A 19100-nucleotide genomic window follows, 5' to 3' on the forward strand; every position below is an offset into this window, starting at 1 on the left:
GCATCGACGTCCCTGGTCACCGGCCCTGACCCGCCGGTTCCGGCACCGACGTCCTGGTCGCCGGCGCTGATCTCCGGTTCCGGCACTGCCGGTTCCTGCTGCCGCTCCCTGCCGTCGGTCCCAGTCGCCGGTCCCTGCCGCCGGTCTCTGTCATCGAGTTCCGTCACCGAGTTCCGTCACCGGTCCCGATCACCGGTCCGGCCGCCGTCCTTGGCCGCCGGTTACTGCACCGCAGGCTCCTGCACCGCAGGCACTCCTGCACCGCCGTTCCGGCCGTCGGTCGCGCTTCAGAATGTCTGCAAGGTCACCAGGGTGATGCGCCGGGCGTCGCCCTCGCCCTCGGTCTCGATCCGCACCCGCTGTCCCGGCCGCAGCAGCCTGAGCCCGCCCGCGTCGAACGCCGGGGCGTCGAAGGGCACCGGGGTGCCGTCGTCCAGCAGCACCTGTCCGCTGCGGGTGCCGGGGTCGTAGGTGTACGCGGTGGCCTGCATGGTCGGCAGCCTACTGCCCGGGGATCAGCAGGCGCGCGGCCGCCATGGCCGTCCGGGGCCCCACGCCCAGGGCCAGCGCCGCCCGCAGGTCCTCGCCGGTGTCCACGTCCTGGCGTACGGAATCCACCGCGTCGAGGCGGAGTTCCACGGCTCCGGAAGAGCGGTGACGGGCGCGGGAATCCGTGCCGAATGCCGGGAGCAATTCGCGTCCTCGGGCCACCGCGAGAAGCGTCGTGCCGATCGCGGCCGCGTCGGGGAGAAAAGAGCGCGGGAATTGCGCGGCCGCCTCCAGGACACGGGTCAATTCCCGGGGGCGCAGAGCCGGGAGATCGGCGTTCAGGGCGGCGAGCGCGCCGTCCGGGCGCTCACCGCGTACGACGGCCGCGGCGTGCGCCAGGGCGGCGTTGAGACCGGAGCGCGGCTCGTCGGGGACGGTGCGGGCGCCCAGCGCGGCGAGTTCCCGGCCGGCCAGGACGTCGTCCGTGACGACCACCACATCCCGTACCACCGGGCAGGCCAGGGCGGCCGCGACCGTGTCCTGGGCGAAGGCGAGGGCGAGCCCCGGGCGCAGCCCGTCGCCCGCGGTGTCCGCGAGCCTGCTCTTGGCCAGCGCCAACGGCTTCAGGGGTATGACCATGCTCCACAGCACCGGTGTACCGTCCCTCTCTCGTCGCCGCCATTGTCACCCGGCTCTTCAGGAGGTCCCCCGATCGGGGCGTACGGTGTTCTCGACAGACCGGCGGCCCGGGGCGACACTTGTGCGGCCCCCAGGGGCCGGAGGAAGTTCTAGAGGAAGGTGTCCGCGTGCCCCGCCGCAGAATCGGCTTCTGGTACCGCTTCGCTGCGGTCCTCTGCAAACCGCCGCTGGTGGTTCTGATCAAGCGGGACTGGCAAGGAATGGAGCACATTCCGGCCGAGGGCGGATTTATCACCGCGGTGAACCACAATTCACACATCGACCCCTTCGCCTACGCGCACTATCAGTACAACACCGGGCGAGTGCCGCGATTCCTGGCGAAGAGCGGGCTTTTCCGGCAGGGGTTCGTCGGCGCCGCGATGCGGGGCACCGGGCAGATCCCGGTCTACCGCGAGAGCACGGACGCGCTCAGCGCCTTCCGGGCCGCGATCGACGCCGTGGAGCGCGGCGAGTGCGTCGCCTTCTACCCCGAGGGCACCCTCACCCGCGACCCCGACGGCTGGCCGATGACCGCCAAGACGGGGGCCGCACGGGTCGCCCTGCAGACCAAGTGCCCGGTGATCCCGATCGCGCAGTGGGGGGCCAACGAACTGCTCCCGCCCTATGCCAAGAAGCCGCACCTCCTGCCGCGCAAGACGCACCACGTCCTGGCGGGCCCGCCCGTGGACCTGGACCGCTTCTACGACAAGGAGATGACTCCCGAGCTGCTGAAGGAGGCGACGGAGGTCATCATGGCCGCCATCACCGTGCTGCTGGAGGAGATCCGCGGCGAGAAGGCGCCCGCCACGCCCTACGACCCCCGTCGGGAGCGGATCGAGCAGCGGCGCCGTACGCAGGCACAGACCCAGACCCAGAGCCAGACCCAGAGCCAGACAGAGACGCAGGCAGGCTGGACGGCCGGCCGAGAAGGGGAGAACGGCACGTGAGCAAGCCCGTCAAGGCGGCCGTCTTCGGCACCGGATCCTGGGGCACCGCCTTCGGCATGGTCCTCGCCGACGCGGGCTGCGAGGTGACGCTCTGGGCGCGCCGCGCCGGCCTCGTCGACGCGGTCAACTCCACCCGGACCAACCCCGACTACCTCCCGGGCGTCGAGCTGCCCGAGAACCTGCGGGCCACCTCCGACCCCGCCGAGGCCGCGCGCGACGCCGACTTCACCGTCCTCGCCGTCCCCTCCCAGACCCTGCGCGCCAACCTCGCCGAGTGGCGCCCGCTGCTCGCCCCGGACACCGTCCTCGTCTCGCTGATGAAGGGCGTCGAACTCGGCACGACCATGCGGATGAGCGAGGTCGTCGAGGACGTCGCCAAGGTGGGCCGGGACCGCGTCGCCGTCGTCACCGGTCCCAACCTCGCGCGCGAGATCGCCTCGCGGATGCCGGCCGCGTCCGTCGTCGCCTGCACCGACGAGACCGTCGCCCGGCGTCTCCAGGCCGCCTGCCACACCCCGTACTTCCGCCCCTACACCAACACCGACGTGGTCGGCTGCGAGCTGGGCGGCGCCGTGAAGAACGTCATCGGACTGGCCGTCGGGATCGCCGACGGCATGGGCCTCGGCGACAACGCCAAGGGCTCGCTGATCACCCGGGGCCTCGCCGAGACCACCCGCCTCGGCCTCGCCATGGGAGCCGACCCGCTCACCTTCTCCGGCCTCGCCGGCCTCGGCGACCTGGTGGCGACCTGCTCCTCGCCGCTGTCCCGCAACCACACCTTCGGCACCAACCTGGGCAAGGGCATGACCCTCCAGGAGACCATCGCGGTCACCCGCCAGACCGCCGAGGGCGTCAAGTCCTGCGAGTCGGTGCTGGATCTGGCCCGCCGGCACGGAGTCGACATGCCCATCACCGAGACGGTCGTCGGCATCGTCCACGAGGGCAAGCCGCCGGTGGTGGCGCTGGAGGAACTGATGTCGCGCAGCGCGAAGCCGGAACGACGCTGAGCGATCCCCCTGAGTCGACGCTGTCTCCGGGCTCTACCACCGGGTACTCTCATCGCGATATGAGCACCGAGAACCTCCCCCAGAGCCCTGAGCAGCCGTCTCGCAAGCCGCGCGTGGCCGTCGTGTTCGGCGGGCGCAGCTCCGAACACGGGATCTCCGTGGTCACCGCCGGCGCCGTCCTCGCGGCCGTGGACCGGACCAAGTACGAGGTCCTGCCGATCGGCATCACCCAGGACGGCCGCTGGGCGCTCACCGCCGACGCGCCCGAGCGCATGGCGATCAGCGACCGCCGCACGCCGAGCGTCGAGGACCTGGCCGAGTCGCAGGAGGGCGGCGTGGTGCTCCCCGTCGACCCCGCGAACCGCGAAGTCGTCTACAGCGAGCCGGGATCGGTACCGAAGGCGCTCGGCGAGGTCGACGTCGTCTTCCCCGTGCTCCACGGCCCCTACGGCGAGGACGGCACCCTCCAGGGACTGCTGGAGCTGTCCGGGATCCCGTACGTGGGTTCGGGCGTGCTCGCCTCGGCCGTCGGCCAGGACAAGGAGTACATGAAGCGGGTGTTCACCTCCTTCGGGCTGAAGGTGGGCCCGTACCTGGTGATCCGGCCGCGCGAGTGGCAGCGGCACGAGTCCGCCGCCCGCAAGAAGATCATCGACTTCGCCGGCGAGCACGGCTGGCCGCTCTTCGTGAAGCCCGCGCGCGCGGGCTCCTCCATCGGCATCACCAAGGTCGACGACCTGTCGGGTCTCGACGAGGCGATCGCCGAGGCGCAGCGCCACGACCCGAAGATCCTCGTCGAGGCGGCCCTGCGGGGCCGCGAGATCGAGTGCGGCGTGCTGGAGTTCGAGGACGGGCCGCGGGCCTCCGTCCCGGCCGAGATCCCGCCGCCGGAGGCGCACGCCTACTACGACTTCGAGGCCAAGTACATCGACTCCACCCCCGGCATCGTCCCGGCGCCGCTGACGCCCGAGGAGACCGCGGAGGTGCGCCGGCTCGCGGTGGACGCCTTCGAGGCGGCCTCCTGCGAGGGGCTGGTCCGGGCGGACTTCTTCCTCACCGAGGACGGGGAGTTCGTGATCAACGAGATCAACACCATGCCGGGCTTCACGCCGATCTCCATGTACCCGCAGATGTGGCGGGCGACCGGCGTCGACTACCCGGAGCTGGTGGACCGGCTGCTGCAGTCGGCCCTGCGCAGGCCGACGGGCCTGCGCTGATCCGGCTCCCGCCGGTATGACCTAGTCGGCGATCCCTCCGGGGATCGCCTTCTTGATGGCGGCGGCCAGGTCGACGAGTGGTGCCATGCCGTTCCCCGTGCGGTCCTCGGGGATCGTGACCTCGACGTAGGCCCTGCGCAGCGTCGTGGTGAAGCGGAACGAGCCGTTCCCCTGCTTCTCCAGCAGCCAGCTGACCCCGTTCACCTCGACCCCGTCGGCCTGATCGTCGCTCATCTCGGCGGGCCGTTCGACACCGCAGCGCAGTATGATCGCCGGGTTCCCCCAGCCCGCGGTCAGCGGGGACGTGGGTGAGGGATCCCGTCGGCCGAGGTCGTCCACCTCGGACGGCAGCGCCTTGTCCAGGTTCCGGCACAGTTCGGTGACCGGGGCCGAGGGGCTGGGAACCGCCGCCGACGCGTCACCGTCTGCTGAGGAGCAGCCCACCGCAGCGAGCAGGAGGGCGAGCGACGGCGCAACGACCGGCCGGTGGCGGAGAAAGTTCACCGGCCCAGGGTAGACGGGGGCTACAGATGCACGACCGGGCAGGTCAGGGTACGGGTGATCCCGTCCACCTGCTGGACCTTGGCGACCACCATGCGGCCGAGGTCATCGACCGTGTCGGCCTGGGCCCGCACGATCACGTCGTAGGGCCCCGTCACGTCCTCGGCCTGGACGACCCCGGGGATCTTGCTGATCGTCTCGGCGACGGTCGACGCCTTGCCGACCTCCGTCTGGATCAGGATGTACGCCTGTACCACGGAACCTCCAGGGCGGCCACGAGGATCATGTGGGGAAAAGGAACGCCACGGTATCGCGTCGCCGCTCGCCGCGGGGAGACCTGCGGGGACCACGGATCGCGCGCCGGGGTGCGGGCAGGACAGAAGTTGACGGCCTCCTCGACCGTATCGAGGACACTGGTGGCGCGCGACCGGGCACGGACAGGGACAGAAGGGGAGCCAGGACGATGAAGGGCACGGTCGGTGAGCTCGGGGAGTTCGGGCTCATCAGGGAGCTCACCTCCCGTCTCACCACCACCCCGGCGGTCCGGGTCGGCCCCGGCGACGACGCCGCGGTGGTCGCCGCACCCGACCGACGGGTCGTGGCCACTACCGACATCCTGGTGGAGGGCCGGCACTTCCGCCGCGACTGGTCCACCGCCTACGACGTCGGCCGCAAGGCCGCCGCACAGAACCTCGCCGACATCGCCGCGATGGGCGCCGTGCCGACCGCCGTGCTGCTCGGCCTCGTCGTGCCCGCCGAACTGCCGGTGACCTGGCCGACCGAACTGATGGACGGCCTGCGGGACGAGTGCCAGGTCGCCGGGGCCGCGGTCGTCGGCGGTGACGTCGTCCGCGGCGACACCATCATGGTGTCGATCACCGCGCTCGGCGACCTGCGCAACCAGGAGCCGATCACCCGGGCCGGCGCCCAGCCCGGCGACCTGGTGGCGGTCACCGGCTGGCTGGGCTGGTCCGCCGCCGGGTACGCGGTCCTCTCCCGCGGTTTCCGCTCCCCGCGCGCCTTCGTCGAGGCCCACCGCCGTCCCGAACCCCCGTACCACGCGGGCCCGGCGGCCGCCGCGCTCGGCGCGACGGCCATGTGCGACGTGAGCGACGGGCTGATCGCCGACCTCGGGCACATCGCCGAGGCGAGCAAGGTCCGCATCGACATCCGGTCCGGCGCGATCGACATCCCCACGCAGATGAACGACATCGGCCAGGCCGTCGGCGTCGACCCCATCCAGTGGGTGCTGACCGGGGGAGAGGACCACGCGATCGTGGCGACCTTCCCGCCGGACGTGAAGCTGCCGGCCCGCTGGAAGGTGATCGGCGAGGTCCTCAACCCCTCCGCGCTGCCCCAGGTGACGGTCGACGGGGCCCCCTGGACCAGCAAGGGCGGCTGGGACCACTTCGGGAGCATAGAGTCATGAGCGCCCTTCCCCGTGTGCTGACCGTCGCCGGCTCCGACTCCGGTGGAGGCGCGGGCATCCAGGCGGACCTGAAGACCATGCTCGCGCTCGGCGTGCACGGCATGAGCGTGGTCACCGCCGTCACCGCCCAGAACTCCCTCGGGGTGCAGGGCGCCTGGGAGCTGCCCGCCGAGGCGGTGCGGGCCCAGTACCGCAGCGTCGTCGACGACATCGGCGTCCAGGCCGTGAAGACCGGGATGCTCGCCTCCGCCGAACTCGTCGAGACGGTGGCCGGATTGCTCGCCGGCACGGACGCGCCGGCCGTCGTCGACCCGGTGGGCGTCTCCAAGCACGGCGACCCGCTGCTGGCGGCCTCCGCGCTGGACTCCGTCCGCACCAGGCTGCTGCCGGTCGCGACCGTCGCCACCCCGAACCTCGACGAGGTGGCGCAGCTCACGGGCGTGCGGGTCACCTCGGAGCGGGAGCTGCCCGAGGCCGCGGCCGCCGTGCTGGCGTACGGGCCGCGGTGGGTGCTGATCAAGGGCGGTCATCTCTCCGGCGACGCCGTCGACCTGCTCACCGACGGCTCCGAGGAGCACTGGCTGCGCGCTCCCCGGCACGACAACCGGCACACCCACGGCACCGGCTGCACCCTGGCGTCGGCGATCGCGTCGCAGTTGGCGCGGGGGCAGGCCGTGCCGGAGGCGGTGACGGCGGCCAAGCGGTACGTCACCGGGGCGATCGCGGCGGGGTTCGCCCTGGGCGGGGGCATCGGGCCGGTGGACCACGGCTGGGAGCTCACCCGGCGGGCGGGGACGCCCGGGGGCTGAGGTCCGTCGGGGGAACGTGTCGTTCCGGACGGCCTGTCGTCACAGCATGTCGTCAGGTACAGAACACCGTCAGGTACAGCAGAAAGCCGGCCCACACGAGGTGGACCGGCTTTGTGCAGCGAACCGGCAGTGGCCGCGCGCTCAGCTGAGCGTCAGCGCGAGACCTTGCCGGCCTTGATGCACGAGGTGCAAGCGTTCACGCGCTTCGGCGTCCCGCCCACCACGGTACGCACACGCTGGATGTTCGGGTTCCAGCGACGGGACGTACGGCGGTGCGAGTGCGAGATGTTGTTGCCGAAGCCCGGCCCCTTGCCGCAGACGTCGCAGTTGGCAGCCACGGGTCACTCCAAAGACTTCAGATGCACTTACGGTTGATCCCGGCATGCCGGGATCGAGATCGATGGGATCAGAGATCTGAGTGGCGGTGCCAGGGGGGATGGCCCGATCAGGATCGGGCAACCGGAGCAGCATACAACGACTGCGCCAGTGCAACGAAACTACCATGGCCGACCCTGGGCCGGTGCCCGGCCCTCTTCCGGTGGACACCCGCCCACGGTCTACGCTGCGTCCCAGTCCAGCAGCTCAAGGAGGCGCAGGTGCCGCAGGTGCCGCAGACATTCCTCGATGCTCTCGCGGTGCGCACCTGGTGCGGTCTGGCGCTGCGCGCGCTGGGACGGGACCGCGAGGAGATCGACGCGATCAACGTCTATCCCGTCGCGGACGGGGACACCGGCACCAACCTGTACCTGACCGTCGAGTCGGCGGCGACCGCCGTCGAGGCCGTGTTCGCCGGGTACGAGGCCGGCTCGGCGGCCGCCGGGAAGCCCTCCCTCGCCGACGCCGTCCGCGCGATGGCGCACGGCGCGCTCATAGGCGCGCGCGGGAACTCCGGGACGATCCTCGCGCAGCTGCTGCGCGGCATGGCCCAGGTGCTCGCCGAGGGGGATCCCCCTCATACGGACGCCGCGGGACTTCGGCTGGCCCTGCGGCACGCCTCCGACTCCGCCCGGCAGGCCGTGGCCCACCCGGTCGAGGGCACCGTCCTGTCGGTGGCCTCGGCCGCCGCCGACGCGGCGGGCGGGACCGGGGGCGACTGCGGGACGGTGGCCCGGGCGGCCCACCGGGGGGCGTGCGCGGCGCTCGCCGCGACCCCGGGCCAGCTGGCCGTCCTAGAGCGTGCCGGGGTCGTCGACGCGGGCGGGCGGGGGCTGGTGACGGTGCTCTCGGCGCTGGTGGAGACGCTGACGGGGGAGCGGCCGGGCACCTTCGCCACAGCCCCGTCCACCGCAACCACTTCTCCCTCCACCGCAACCGCCACCGTGGGCCCCACCGGGGGCGGCGGCTGCGCGGAGACCGCAGCGGGCGACGGCCCCGCCTTCGAGGTCATCTACCTCCTGGAGGCGTCCGACACGGCCGTGGACCGGTTGCGGGAACGGCTCGACGCGCTCGGCGACTCGCTCGTCGTGGTCGGCGGCGACGGACTGTGGAACGTCCACGTGCACGTCGACGACGCCGGCGCCGCCGTGGAGGCGGGTGTCGAGGCCGGCCGGCCCCACCGCATCCGCATCACGCACTTCGGCGCCGGCGACGCGCACACCCGCGGAGCCGACCGCCCGGCCCGCGACCGCGCCGAGCGGGCGGTCGTCGCCGTCGTCCCCGGCGAGGGCCTGGCCGGGCTGTACGCCGAGGCCGGCGCGACCACGGTCCTCGCCCGGCCCGGGGAGCCCCCCGCGAGCGGTGAACTCGTCGAGGCCGTACGGCGCGCCCACGCGCGCGAGGTCGTCCTGCTGCCCAACGACCCCGACCTGCGCCACACCGCGGCCGCCGCGGCCGAGCAGGTCCGCTCGGAGGGCGTCCGGGTGGCCCTCATCCCGACCCGGTCCGCGGTCCAGGGGATCGCCGCGCTCGCCGTGCACGAGCCGGACCGCCGGTTCGACGAGGACGTCGTGTCGATGACCTCGGCGGCCGGCGCCACCCGCCACGCCGAGGTCGCCGTCGCCGAGCGCCAGTCGTGGACCATGGCCGGCATCTGCCAGGCCGGTGACGTCCTCGGGCTCGTCGACGGTGACGTGGCCGTCATCGGCGCCGACGTCACCGCCACCGCCGAGACCGTCCTGGACCGCATGCTCGCCGCGGGCGGGGAGCTCGTCACCCTGGTGCTCGGCGACGAGGCCCCCGAGGGCATCGCCGAGCACCTGCGCACCCGGGTGCGGGAGAGGTACCTCGCCGTCGACACGGTGGTGTACCGCGGCGGACGGCAGGGCGCGCTCCTGCTGATCGGCGTCGAGTAGCGAAGGCCCCGCCCCGGCGGCCCGGCTCGGACGCCCCCGCTCCACCGGTCTGCTCAGTCCGTCGCCTGCTCCTCCACCACCTGCAACAACTGCTCCGCCTCCGCCCGCCGCGCCCGTACGGTCTCGTCGGCCCCGCCGTCGGCGTCCGCGGCGTCCGCGTACGCCCGGAGCACCGCACGCGCGCGTGCCGCCGCCTGCGCCGGACGGCCCAGGTCGGTCTCCAGCCAGCCCGCGGCCAGCTCGGCGCCGGTGCGGGCGTGCGGCGGGGTGCCGTCGTCCAGGGAGACGAACACCGCGACCGCCCGCGTCATCTGCCCCAGGGCCTCCTCCAGCGTGGCCCGGATGGAGTCGTCGTCGGCGTCCTCCGCCGCCGAGCGGGCGAGCAGGTCTCCGAACTGGCGGTGGGTGTGGCCGAGTTCGTCGACGAGCCGCAGGCGGGTCTCCTCGTCCTCTGTCCCGCCCAGCGCGTCCGCGCACTCCTCGACGGCGGCCGTCATCAGCGCCCGCGCCGCGTCCGGACCGTCCTCCGTGCGCAGCGCCAGCCACGCGCGGGCGCGCAGCGAGCGGACCAGGCCGTGGACGTTGCCGAGGCCACGCCACAGTTCGCCCGCGCGCGCGTAGGCCCGGTCCGCGTCGGCGGGCAGGCCGGCCTGGCCGAGGGACTCGGCGGCCAGGTGCGCCAGGGTGGCGTGGTCGTGCTGCTCGGGCCAGTGCCGGGCCGTCTCGGCGGCCTGGAGCCGGCGTTCGGCGGCGGCCCGGTGCTCGCCGAGCTCGCTCAGACAGTCACCGAGCCACCACTGCGTCTGGACGACGACCCCGTCGCCGTGCGTGTCGGCCCGCAGATCGGCCAGCGCCGACTCCAGTACCTCGGCCGCCTCCGCCCAGCGGCCCTGCCGCACCAGCAGCCCGCCCAACTGGTGCCGCGCCCACGCGCCGAGCGTCGGGCCCTCGCCCGCCGCGTCGGCCCAGTGCGCCGCCTCCAGCGCGTGCTCCGCGGCCTCCCCGCCCCGCCCCCGGCCGCAGACGACCTCGGCGAGCTGGAGGTGCAGCTGGGCCCGTCCCACCGGCTCCAGATGGGTGCCGCCGTGCTCCAGGGCGGCCCGCAGCGCCCGCTCCGCCTCCACCAGGTCGCCCAGCTGGTGCGCCAGCCCGGCCAGCCGGGCCTCGTACTCCACGGCGAACCACGGCAGCCCCGCCGCGACGAACTCCGCCGCGGCCCCGGCGAACAGCTCCGCGCCCCGCTCGGCGTCCCCCGAACGCGCCGCCAGCTCCGCGAGCATCGCGTGCCCCTCGGCGACCCGCGCGGCCAGCCGTACGTCGTCCCCGGCCCGCCCCTCGACGAGCGCCAGCACCTCCCGTACGGCCGCCTCGGCCTCCGTCCGCACCCGCTCCGGCAGGGGCCCCTCGGCCGCCTGGACGCGGCGCATCAGGATCCGGGCACGGCCCATGAGGACGCCCGCCGCCTGCGGTATCCCCGTGCCGCCCTCGGCGTACAGCGCGAGGACCCGGTCGTAGGGACCGGCGACCGCCGCGACCGCCCCGTCGACGTCCCCGGCGAGCGCGCGGACGTACGCGGCACGCGCGTGTGCCGCCAGGGCCTCCCCGGGGTCGCCCGCCTCCTCGTACAGCTCCGCCGCCCGCTCGAACGTCTCGGCGCCCTGCGGACCGAGCCCCATCGCCTCGTGGTCGGCGATCTCCGCGCGGTCGCGTGCGTCCAGCTCCGCCCCCTCGGCGGCGCGCGCCACCGCCGCCCACGCCTCCACGGCGTGCGGCAGCAGGCCGTCCGACAACCGCCGCGCCTCGGCGAGCAGACCGGGCAGACCCGGCGGGCGGGACGGGCCGGCTTCCTCGACGGGCCCGGCCGCGCCCTCCGCGCCGGCCGGGGCCCCGGGCCCGGCCGCCGTCGCCGGGCGCACCGCCCGCACCCCCAGCGGCAGCCGCTGGGCCAACGGGCGCTGCGCCATCCGCGCGCGGGCCCGCTCACTCACGTACGACGTGCCGTTGCGGTCGTCGAAACGCGCGGCCAGCGCCAGGGCCTCCCCGCGCGCGTGGGCGGCGAGACCCCTCGCGGTCCACGTCCGCCCGGCCGGCCCGGGCACCCGCTGGTCACCGAGACCGAGAGCGCACAGCCGCTCCATGAGCAGCGCGACCACGCTCAGGAACTCCAGCCTGCTGCGCGGATGTCCCTCGTCCGTGAAGTACGCGGGCCGCTCCGCCAGCAGCTCCAGGCCCCGCGCCTCGTTGCCGGTCAGTGCACAGAACTCCACGTGGTCGGCGTACGCGCTGCGCATGCTCTCCATGGTCCGCACCAGCCGGAAGCCCCGCAGGTGGTGGGCGCGCGCCTCCTCCAGCCGGCCCAGCCGCAACAGCGGCACCAGGGACGACGCGAGCACGGTGTGCGGCTCGTGCGCACAGCTGTAGACGCCCTCCAGGACCGGCGCCCACAGCTCGAGGGCCTCCGCGTCCCGGCCCCGCTCCGCCCGCCACCAGCCCTGGCCGTGCAGCTCGCACGCGTGGCAGTCGGCCATGGTGTCGCGGTCCGCGGCCAGCCAGGCGGCGAACGCCCGCTCGGCCCGCTCGACGTCCCCCACGTGCGCGGCCACGCTGAACTCGGCGCCGCGCACCGCCCGCTCCGAGTGCCCGGCGAGCCGGTAGCGGTGCTCCATCTCGCCCAGCCACTTCTCCACGGACGCCAGCGGGACGTGCGGCTGGTCGAGCATGCCGGCCGACACCCACTTGAAGACCCAGTGCAGCGAGTGCGCCTCGTACTCGTCGAAGTCCTCCGGCCGCTCGTCCCACATGCGCAGCAGCCGCGCGAACGGGACGAACATCTTGTCCTTCTCGGAGCTGTAGTTGTAGACCTTCAGCTGGTGCCCGAGCGCCTCGATCACGGCGAGCGGGATGTTCAGCCTCTCGGCCTCCCCGAGCAGCTGTTCCGCGCGCGCGTTGCGGGCCGGACCCTCGGGCTGTTCGGAGTTCTCCGCCATCGCCCGGCGAAGCGCGTCGAAGTCCGTGATCCCCGTCATCAGTGGCCGTCCTCCCCTTGTGCGGAGCCCCCCGGTGCGGAGCCCCCGTGCGTGGCCCACTCCAGAAGGCCGATGAACGCGCGGTTCAGGAGCGCGGAGTCGGCCGGCCTGAGCGGCCGCTGCGCCATCAGCAGCGCCTGTCCGTACAGCGACTCCGTCGCGGTGCCGATCAGCTCCGTGTCACGCAGGGAACTGATCCGGCGGATCAGCGGGTTGAGGTGGTTGAGCACCAGACGCGCGCGCGGGGCGCTGCCGCGCAGCGACCCCAGGATGCCCGCCCACAGGTCGTCGGCCCCCGCCTCCGCCTCCGCCCGCGCCTGCTCGTGCCGGGCCGCCCGGTCGTCCAGGTGCAGCGCCGGCACGGACAGGGGGTGGAAGGCACGCAGGACGACATCGCAGCCCAGCGGGTCGAGCCGGGCCCGCGCGGCCGCCAGGAAGCCGGAGAGCGCCAGCTCCTCCGCCGGGTCCACGGCGTCCAGGTGCGCGGTCACCGTGTCCGCGTCCAGCTCGGCGACCACCGTCCCCGGCCGCACCGACGGCAGCGCCTCGACCAGCTCGCTGTCGTAGGTGTAGCCGCCGTTGACCACCCCGACGCCCTGCGCCGACGCGATCGGCGCGACCTGGCGGTACTCCTCCACGGTCCGGGTGAAGTGCACCACCGGGTGCCGCTGCGCGAACTCCTCCAGCGACAGCCGCCCGTCGGTCGTCTCGAACGGCAGCCACGGCAGCATCGTGCGCAGCATCTCCCCGTCGTGCCGCGCCAGGGACTTCACCCCCAGGTGGTGCACGGCCAGGAAGGCCGCGAGCCGCTCCGGATCACCGGCGGCCAAGCCCGTCAGCCAGGACCTGATCCGCTCACCCAGCGCCTCCCGCACGGCCGCCAGCGTCTCGTCCTCGTACAGGGACTCGCGCGAGGCCGTGGGCCGCAGACTGTCGGTGTCCAGCACGCAGCGCACGAAGAACGCCCAGTCCGGCAGCAGCTGTTCGGCCCGCTCGGTCAGCAGCATGCCCTTCAGGTGCACGCGGTGGCCCGCCCGCTGCGCCGGACTGACCGCCGCCGGCAGCACGTACGCCACCCCGCGGATCCCCGCCAGCGGCACGTTCAGCTCGATCGAGTCCAGCGGTGCGAAACCGAACAGCTCGTGGCAGTGCCGGGCCAGCGCCGCCCGCCGGCCGGCCGGGGAGGGGTACGGCCGGTCCCAGGGCGCCGGCAGGTCGGTGACCGCCTCGTCGCCCACCCGGACGTCGTAGGGCAGCAGCGAGCCGAAGTCCCGGGCCAGTTGCCGGACCCGCCGCTCGGTGAGCCACTCCCCGGCCCCCGCCCGCGCCACCAGGTGCACGGTGGTGCCCGGCTCCGGACGCTCCTCGTCGGGCAGCGTCCGCACGGTGTACGAGCCGTCGTCCCGGGCCGTCCACTCCACCGGCGGCGCGTCCGGCGTGCGCGCGCTGCGGCTGACCACCCGGATCCGCTCGGCGACCACGAAACACGCCAGGAGTCCGATGCCGAACTGCCCGAGGAAGTCCGAGCGGGCCTCCTGCACCCCCTCGGCCCGCTTGGAACTGCGCCCGATGGTCGCCAGCAGGCTGTGCACGTCGGCCTCCGTGAGACCGACACCGGAGTCCTCCACCCGCAGCCGGTCACCCGACGCGAACAGCCGCACCCGCGCCGGCGCGCCGGGCTCCTCGGCCCGCCGGGCGGTGATCGCGTCCACGGCGTTCTGGAGCAGTTCGCGCAGGTAGACCCTGGGACTGGAGTAGAGGTGATGGGAGAGCAGGTCCACCAGACCACGCAGGTCGACCTGGAACGTATGAGGAGACGGTGATGCCTGGGATGACTGTGAGGTCTGGGAGTCCATCGCGTCAGCGCCGCGGGGTGGGGGAGGGTCGACGGCGCGGGGTCGGGCGGTCCCTGTGGGGCGGTGACCGCGGGGGATGGCCGGAGCGCGCCATCCTAGAGCCCCAACGAGCCGTCTGACCAGGGGTTTCAAGCCACGTATACGGCAATGTCAGTGGTGTGGTGTGCAATGGATCTCGTGCCCGCACTCGAAGAACCACTGAAAAGCGTGCTCGGCCCACCCACCGCGAAGGTGATGGCCGAGCACCTCGGCCTGCACACCGTCGGCGACCTCCTGCACCACTACCCGCGCAGATACGAGGAGCGGGGCCAGCTCACCCACCTCGCCGACCTCCCCATGGACGAGCACGTCACGGTGGTCGCCCAGGTCGCCGACGCCCGCCTGCACACCTTCGCCTCCGCCAAGGCCCCCCGCGGCAAGGGCCAGCGCCTCGAGGTCACCATCACGGACGGCAGCGGCCGCCTCCAGCTGGTCTTCTTCGGCAACGGCGTCCACAAGCCCCACAAGGAGCTCCTGCCGGGCACCCGCGCGCTGTTCGCGGGCAAGGTCTCCGTCTTCAACCGCCGCCTCCAGCTGGCCCACCCGGCCTACGAACTGCTGCGCGACCCGGAAGACACCGGCGACGCCGTCGAGACCTGGGCGGGCGCCCTCATCCCGATCTACCCCGCCACCGCCAAACTGGAGTCCTGGAAGATCGGCAAGGCGGTCCAGACGGTCCTGCCCAGCGCCCAGGAGGCCCTCGACCCCCTCCCCGGCACCCTCCGCGAGGGCCGCGGCCTGGTCTCCCTCCCCGAGGCACTGCTCAAGATCCACCGCCCGCACACCAAGGCCGACATCGCCGACGCCCGCGCCCGGCTGAAGTGGGACGAGGCCTTCGTCCTCCAGGTCGCCCTCGCCCGCCGCCGCCACGCCGACGGCCAACTCCCCGCGGTCCCGCGCCAACCCCGCCCCGACGGCCTCCTCACCGCCTTCGACGACCGCCTCCCCTTCACCCTCACCGAGGGCCAGCGGAAGGTGTCCAAGGAGATCTTCGACGACCTGGCCACGGAGCATCCGATGCACCGGCTGCTCCAGGGGGAGGTCGGATCGGGGAAGACCATGGTCGCCCTCCGCGCCATGCTCGCCGTCGTCGACGCCGGCGGACAGGCCGCCATGCTGGCCCCCACCGAGGTCCTCGCCCAGCAACACCACCGCTCCGTCGTGGAGATGATGGGCGACCTGGCCGAGGGCGGCATGCTGGGCGGCACCGAGCACGCCACCAAGGTGGTGCTGCTCACCGGGTCGATGGGCGCGGCCGCGCGCCGGCAGGCGCTGCTCGACCTCGTCACCGGGGAGGCCGGCATCGTCATCGGCACCCACGCGCTGATCGAGGACAAGGTCGCCTTCCACGACCTGGGCCTGGTCGTCGTCGACGAACAGCACCGCTTCGGCGTCGAGCAGCGCGACGCCCTGCGCGGCAAGGGCAAACAGCCCCCGCACCTGCTCGTCATGACCGCCACGCCCATCCCGCGCACGGTCGCCATGACCGTCTTCGGCGACCTGGAGACCTCGGTCCTCGACCAGCTCCCGGCCGGCCGTTCACCCATCGCCAGCCATGTCGTCCCCGCCGCCGACAAGCCCCACTTCCTCTCCCGCGCGTGGGAGAGGGTCCGCGAGGAGGTGGCGGGCGGCCACCAGGCCTACGTCGTCTGCCCGCGCATCGGCGACGAGGAGGACGACCCGCGCAAGTCCAGGAAGAAGTCCGCCGAGGACGAGGACGGCAAGCGCCCGCCGCTCGCCGTCCTCGACGTGGCCGACGAGCTCGCCAAGGGACCCCTCCACGGCCTGCGGATCGAGGTCCTGCACGGCAGGATGCCCCCCGACGACAAGGACGCCGTCATGCGCCGCTTCGCCGCCGGCGACACCGACGTCCTCGTCGCCACCACCGTCATCGAGGTCGGCGTCAACGTCCCGAACGCCACCGCGATGGTGATCATGGACGCCGACCGCTTCGGCGTCTCCCAGCTCCACCAGCTGCGCGGCCGCGTCGGACGCGGCTCGGCACCCGGCCTGTGCCTGCTGGTCACCGAGGCCCCGGAGGCCGCCGACGCCCGGCGCCGGCTCGGCGCGGTCGCCTCCACCCTCGACGGCTTCGAGCTCTCCCGCATCGACCTCGAACAGCGCCGCGAGGGCGACGTCCTCGGCCAGGCCCAGTCCGGCGCCCGCTCCAGCCTGCGCGTCCTCGCCGTCATCGAGGACGAGGAGGTCATCGCCGAGGCCCGCCAGGAGGCCACGGCGATCGTCGCGGCCGACCCGGAACTCACCGGCCTCCCGGGCCTGCGCACCGCCCTGGCCGCGCTGTTGGACGAGGAGAGGGAGCAGTACCTGGAGAAGGGCTGACAGACTGGGACAGGTCACCGCTCGGGCACCCGTCCGAGCCGTTCGAGCACACCGAGAAGGACCCGAGATGACCCGCGTGATCGCCGGCGCAGCCGGCGGACGCCGCCTGGCCGTCCCGCCAGGGAGCGGCACCCGCCCCACCTCCGACCGCGCACGAGAGGGTCTCCTCTCCACCTGGCAGTCCCTCCTCGGCGGCCCCCTGGACGGCGAACGCGTCCTCGACCTCTACGCCGGCTCGGGCGCCGTCGGCCTGGAGGCGCTCTCCCGCGGCGCCGGGCACGTCCTGCTCGTGGAGGCCGACGCCCGCGCCGCCCGCACCGTCCGGGAGAACGTCCGCAGCCTCGGCCTGCCCGGAGCCGAGGTCCGCGCGGGCAAGGCCCGCCAGATCATCCAGACGCCCCCGCCCGCCCCGTACGACCTGGTCTTCCTCGACCCCCCGTACGCCGTCTCCGACGACGATCTTCGGGAGATTCTGCTCACACTCCGCTCCGAGGGGTGGCTCGCGCCGGAAGCCCTCGTCACCGTGGAGCGCAGCACCAGAGGCGGTGCTTTCGGCTGGCCCGACGGCTTTGAGGAGATCCGGTCCCGTCGCTACGGCGAGGGAACGTTTTGGTACGGTCGCGCCGCCTCTACGTGCGAAGACGCACGATGACCGGACCGGAGAGCGAGGGATCACAAGTGCGCCGCGCCGTCTGTCCCGGGTCGTTCGACCCGATCACCAACGGACACCTCGACATCATCTCCCGCGCCTCCCGCCTCTACGACGAGGTCTACGTCGCGGTGATGATCAACAAGGCCAAGAAGGGCCTGTTCGAGATCGACGAACGGATCGACCTGATCCGCGAGGTGACCTCCGAGTACGGGAACGTCCGCGTCGAGGCCTTCCACGGCCTCCTCGTCGACTTCTGCAAGGAGCGCGAGATCCCGGCCATCGTCAAGGGCCTGCGCGCGGTCAGCGACTTCGACTACGAGCTCCAGATGGCCCAGATGAACAACGGCCTCTCGGGCGTCGAGACGCTCTTCGTGCCCACCAACCCCACCTACAGCTTCCTCTCCTCCTCTCTGGTCAAGGAGGTCGCCACCTGGGGCGGCGACGTCTCGCACCTGGTGCCCCCGGTGGTCCTGGAGGCCCTCGGCAAGCGCCTGCGCGCCACCTGATGGGGCTACAGTCGTCCCGTCCGTCTCCAACACAGCTGTAGAGAGTGGCGAGCAACCGGTGGACGTGCAGAAGAAGCTCGACGAGATCGTCACGGCGGTCTCCAGCGCCCGATCCATGCCGATGTCGGCCTCGTGCGTGGTCAACCGCGCGGATCTGCTCGCCCTGCTGGAGGAGGTGCGCGCGGCCCTGCCCGACTCCCTCGCCGAGGCCCGGGAACTGATCGGCGGTCGCGAGCAGATGGTCGAGCAGGCCCGCCAGGAGGCCGAGCGGATCATCGAGACCGCGCACGCCGAACGCGGCTCCCTCATCTCCGACACCGAGATCGCCCGCCGCTCCCAGGCCGAGGCCGACCGCATCCTCGCCGAGGCCCGCGCCGAGGCCGAGGAGGTCCGCGCCGAGGCCGACGACTACGTCGACTCCAAGCTCGCCAACTTCGAGGTCGTCCTCACCAAGACGCTGGGCTCCGTCGGCCGCGGCCGCGAGAAGCTCCTCGGCACGGGGTCCGGCGTCGACGAGAACGGCTACGAGGACGAGGACGCCCCCGAGCGCAGCCACGACCCCGAGACCCTGCGCCGCGACGCCGACGCCTACGTCGACGCCAAGCTGGGCGCCTTCGAGGCGGTCCTGGCCAAGACGCTGGAGGCCGTCGGCCGGGGCCGCCAGAAGCTGCACGGCCGGATCGCCACCGACGACCTCGGCGCCCTGGCCGACGACACCACGACCTACCAGCACTCCTCCGACGCCGACTACCTCGCCGACCTGGCCGCCCTCGCCGAGCGGGACACCCCGGCCGAGCAGCCGGCGCAGCCCCAGCAGCAGTACGACCAGCAGGCCGCCCAGCCCCAGCCCGCGTACGGCTACCAGCAGCAGGACCCCTACGGCGGCTACCAGCAGCAGACCTACGGCGGCCAGCAGGACCCCTACGGCTACCCGCAGGCCGACCCGTACGCGCCCGGCTACGCCGCGGCCGGCGGCGCCCCCTTCCAGGGCTACGACGCCCACCAGGCGCCGTACGACCCGAACCAGGCGGCCCAGCAGTCCCCGCACATCCCGCAGCAGCAGGACGGGCACGTCCCGCAGCAGGACGCGTACGCGCTCGACGAGACCAGCCTCTTCGACACGAGCATGATCAGCGCCGAGCAGCTGCGCGCCTACGAACAGGGCCGCGGACTGTGACGGACGGGCCCGCGGCACCGGATCGGTCCGTGACGGCGAAGGCGGCGGACACCGGATTGGGCTGAGAGCGAAAGCTCCAGTATCCTGGCTCTTCGGTCGCGTGTGCGCTTCGCTGACTCCGCAGACGTCCGCGATC

General features: G+C 73.3%; 17 protein-coding genes. 10 read left to right on the forward strand and 7 right to left on the reverse strand.

The window, feature by feature from the left end; all coding sequences use genetic code 11:
* Positions 1 to 287 precede the first annotated feature (287 nt).
* Together ACZ3KJ_RS29290 and cofC are read right to left on the reverse strand one after the other, a co-directional pair.
* The gene (locus tag ACZ3KJ_RS29290) at positions 288 to 491 is read right to left on the reverse strand and encodes a hypothetical protein (RefSeq protein ID WP_389520321.1); all 204 of its coding nucleotides are present in this window, start codon (positions 489 to 491) and stop codon (positions 288 to 290) included.
* 10 nt (positions 492 to 501) lie between these two features.
* Positions 502 to 1128 carry a 2-phospho-L-lactate guanylyltransferase gene (cofC, locus tag ACZ3KJ_RS29295; protein WP_467531352.1) on the reverse strand — a complete coding sequence of 209 codons (627 nt, stop codon included), beginning with the start codon at positions 1126 to 1128 and terminating at the stop codon, positions 502 to 504.
* 167 nt (positions 1129 to 1295) lie between these two features.
* On the opposite strand from cofC, the gene ACZ3KJ_RS29300 reads away from it, so the two are divergent.
* Genes ACZ3KJ_RS29300 through ACZ3KJ_RS29310 form a run of 3 tightly spaced genes read left to right on the forward strand, consistent with a single transcriptional unit; the run spans position 1296 to position 4338 of the window.
* Complete coding sequence (locus ACZ3KJ_RS29300) at positions 1296 to 2114, forward strand: lysophospholipid acyltransferase family protein (RefSeq protein ID WP_467531353.1); 819 nt, start codon at positions 1296 to 1298, stop codon at positions 2112 to 2114.
* Positions 2111 to 3121, forward strand: coding sequence for an NAD(P)H-dependent glycerol-3-phosphate dehydrogenase (locus ACZ3KJ_RS29305; protein ID WP_467531355.1), 1011 nt, complete (start codon positions 2111 to 2113; stop codon positions 3119 to 3121). Before ACZ3KJ_RS29300 ends, ACZ3KJ_RS29305 begins: the two co-directional genes overlap by 4 nt.
* Positions 3122 to 3180: 59 nt before the next feature.
* The gene (locus tag ACZ3KJ_RS29310; protein ID WP_467531357.1) at positions 3181 to 4338 is read left to right on the forward strand and encodes a D-alanine--D-alanine ligase family protein; all 1158 of its coding nucleotides are present in this window, start codon (positions 3181 to 3183) and stop codon (positions 4336 to 4338) included.
* A gap of 21 nt (positions 4339 to 4359) precedes the next feature.
* On the opposite strand, the gene ACZ3KJ_RS29315 is transcribed toward ACZ3KJ_RS29310, so the two are convergent.
* Entirely contained in the window at positions 4360 to 4842 is a 483-nt protein-coding gene (locus ACZ3KJ_RS29315) for a DUF3515 domain-containing protein (protein WP_467531359.1), read from the reverse strand.
* A gap of 20 nt (positions 4843 to 4862) precedes the next feature.
* Positions 4863 to 5096 (reverse strand): Lrp/AsnC family transcriptional regulator, encoded by a 234-nt coding sequence (locus tag ACZ3KJ_RS29320; RefSeq protein ID WP_037677600.1) that lies wholly within the window; start codon positions 5094 to 5096, stop codon positions 4863 to 4865.
* Between the two features lie 206 nt (positions 5097 to 5302).
* Between ACZ3KJ_RS29320 and ACZ3KJ_RS29325 the strand changes: the two genes are divergently transcribed.
* Together ACZ3KJ_RS29325 and thiD are read left to right on the forward strand one after the other, a co-directional pair.
* Positions 5303 to 6268 carry a thiamine-phosphate kinase gene (locus ACZ3KJ_RS29325; RefSeq protein ID WP_467531360.1) on the forward strand — a complete coding sequence of 322 codons (966 nt, stop codon included), beginning with the start codon at positions 5303 to 5305 and terminating at the stop codon, positions 6266 to 6268.
* Positions 6265 to 7077, forward strand: coding sequence for a bifunctional hydroxymethylpyrimidine kinase/phosphomethylpyrimidine kinase (thiD, locus tag ACZ3KJ_RS29330; RefSeq protein ID WP_467531362.1), 813 nt, complete (start codon positions 6265 to 6267; stop codon positions 7075 to 7077). The genes ACZ3KJ_RS29325 and thiD overlap by 4 nt, the downstream gene beginning before the upstream one ends.
* Before the next feature lie 152 nt (positions 7078 to 7229).
* On the opposite strand, the gene rpmB is transcribed toward thiD, so the two are convergent.
* Positions 7230 to 7415, reverse strand: coding sequence for a 50S ribosomal protein L28 (gene rpmB, locus ACZ3KJ_RS29335; protein WP_003993230.1), 186 nt, complete (start codon positions 7413 to 7415; stop codon positions 7230 to 7232).
* A 258-nt stretch (positions 7416 to 7673) separates the two neighbouring features.
* Between rpmB and ACZ3KJ_RS29340 the strand changes: the two genes are divergently transcribed.
* Entirely contained in the window at positions 7674 to 9368 is a 1695-nt protein-coding gene (locus tag ACZ3KJ_RS29340; RefSeq protein WP_467531364.1) for a DAK2 domain-containing protein, read from the forward strand.
* Positions 9369 to 9421: 53 nt separating this feature from the next.
* Here the strand turns inward: ACZ3KJ_RS29340 and ACZ3KJ_RS29345 are convergent, their stop codons facing one another.
* Positions 9422 to 12394 carry a tetratricopeptide repeat protein gene (locus ACZ3KJ_RS29345; protein WP_467531365.1) on the reverse strand — a complete coding sequence of 991 codons (2973 nt, stop codon included), beginning with the start codon at positions 12392 to 12394 and terminating at the stop codon, positions 9422 to 9424.
* On the reverse strand, positions 12394 to 14250 hold the full coding sequence (locus ACZ3KJ_RS29350; RefSeq protein WP_467531367.1) for an HSP90 family protein: 1857 nt from the start codon (positions 14248 to 14250) through the stop codon (positions 12394 to 12396). The genes ACZ3KJ_RS29345 and ACZ3KJ_RS29350 overlap by 1 nt, the downstream gene beginning before the upstream one ends.
* Positions 14251 to 14418: 168 nt before the next feature.
* On the opposite strand from ACZ3KJ_RS29350, the gene recG reads away from it, so the two are divergent.
* The 4 genes from recG to ACZ3KJ_RS29370 all read left to right on the forward strand — a co-directional run bounded on the left by recG (position 14419) and on the right by ACZ3KJ_RS29370 (position 18964).
* A complete protein-coding gene (gene recG / locus ACZ3KJ_RS29355) occupies positions 14419 to 16629 on the forward strand; it encodes an ATP-dependent DNA helicase RecG (protein ID WP_467531369.1) in 2211 nt (736 codons plus the stop codon).
* Between the two features lie 67 nt (positions 16630 to 16696).
* Positions 16697 to 17281, forward strand: coding sequence for a 16S rRNA (guanine(966)-N(2))-methyltransferase RsmD (gene rsmD, locus ACZ3KJ_RS29360; protein ID WP_467531371.1), 585 nt, complete (start codon positions 16697 to 16699; stop codon positions 17279 to 17281).
* Between the two features lie 26 nt (positions 17282 to 17307).
* On the forward strand, positions 17308 to 17787 hold the full coding sequence (gene coaD, locus ACZ3KJ_RS29365) for a pantetheine-phosphate adenylyltransferase (RefSeq protein WP_467531508.1): 480 nt from the start codon (positions 17308 to 17310) through the stop codon (positions 17785 to 17787).
* 58 nt (positions 17788 to 17845) lie between these two features.
* Positions 17846 to 18964 (forward strand): ATP synthase subunit B family protein, encoded by a 1119-nt coding sequence (locus tag ACZ3KJ_RS29370; RefSeq protein WP_467531373.1) that lies wholly within the window; start codon positions 17846 to 17848, stop codon positions 18962 to 18964.
* The last annotated feature ends 136 nt before the right edge of the window (positions 18965 to 19100 follow it).

It is taken from the genome of Streptomyces sp. NPDC003248 (assembly GCF_055563235.1).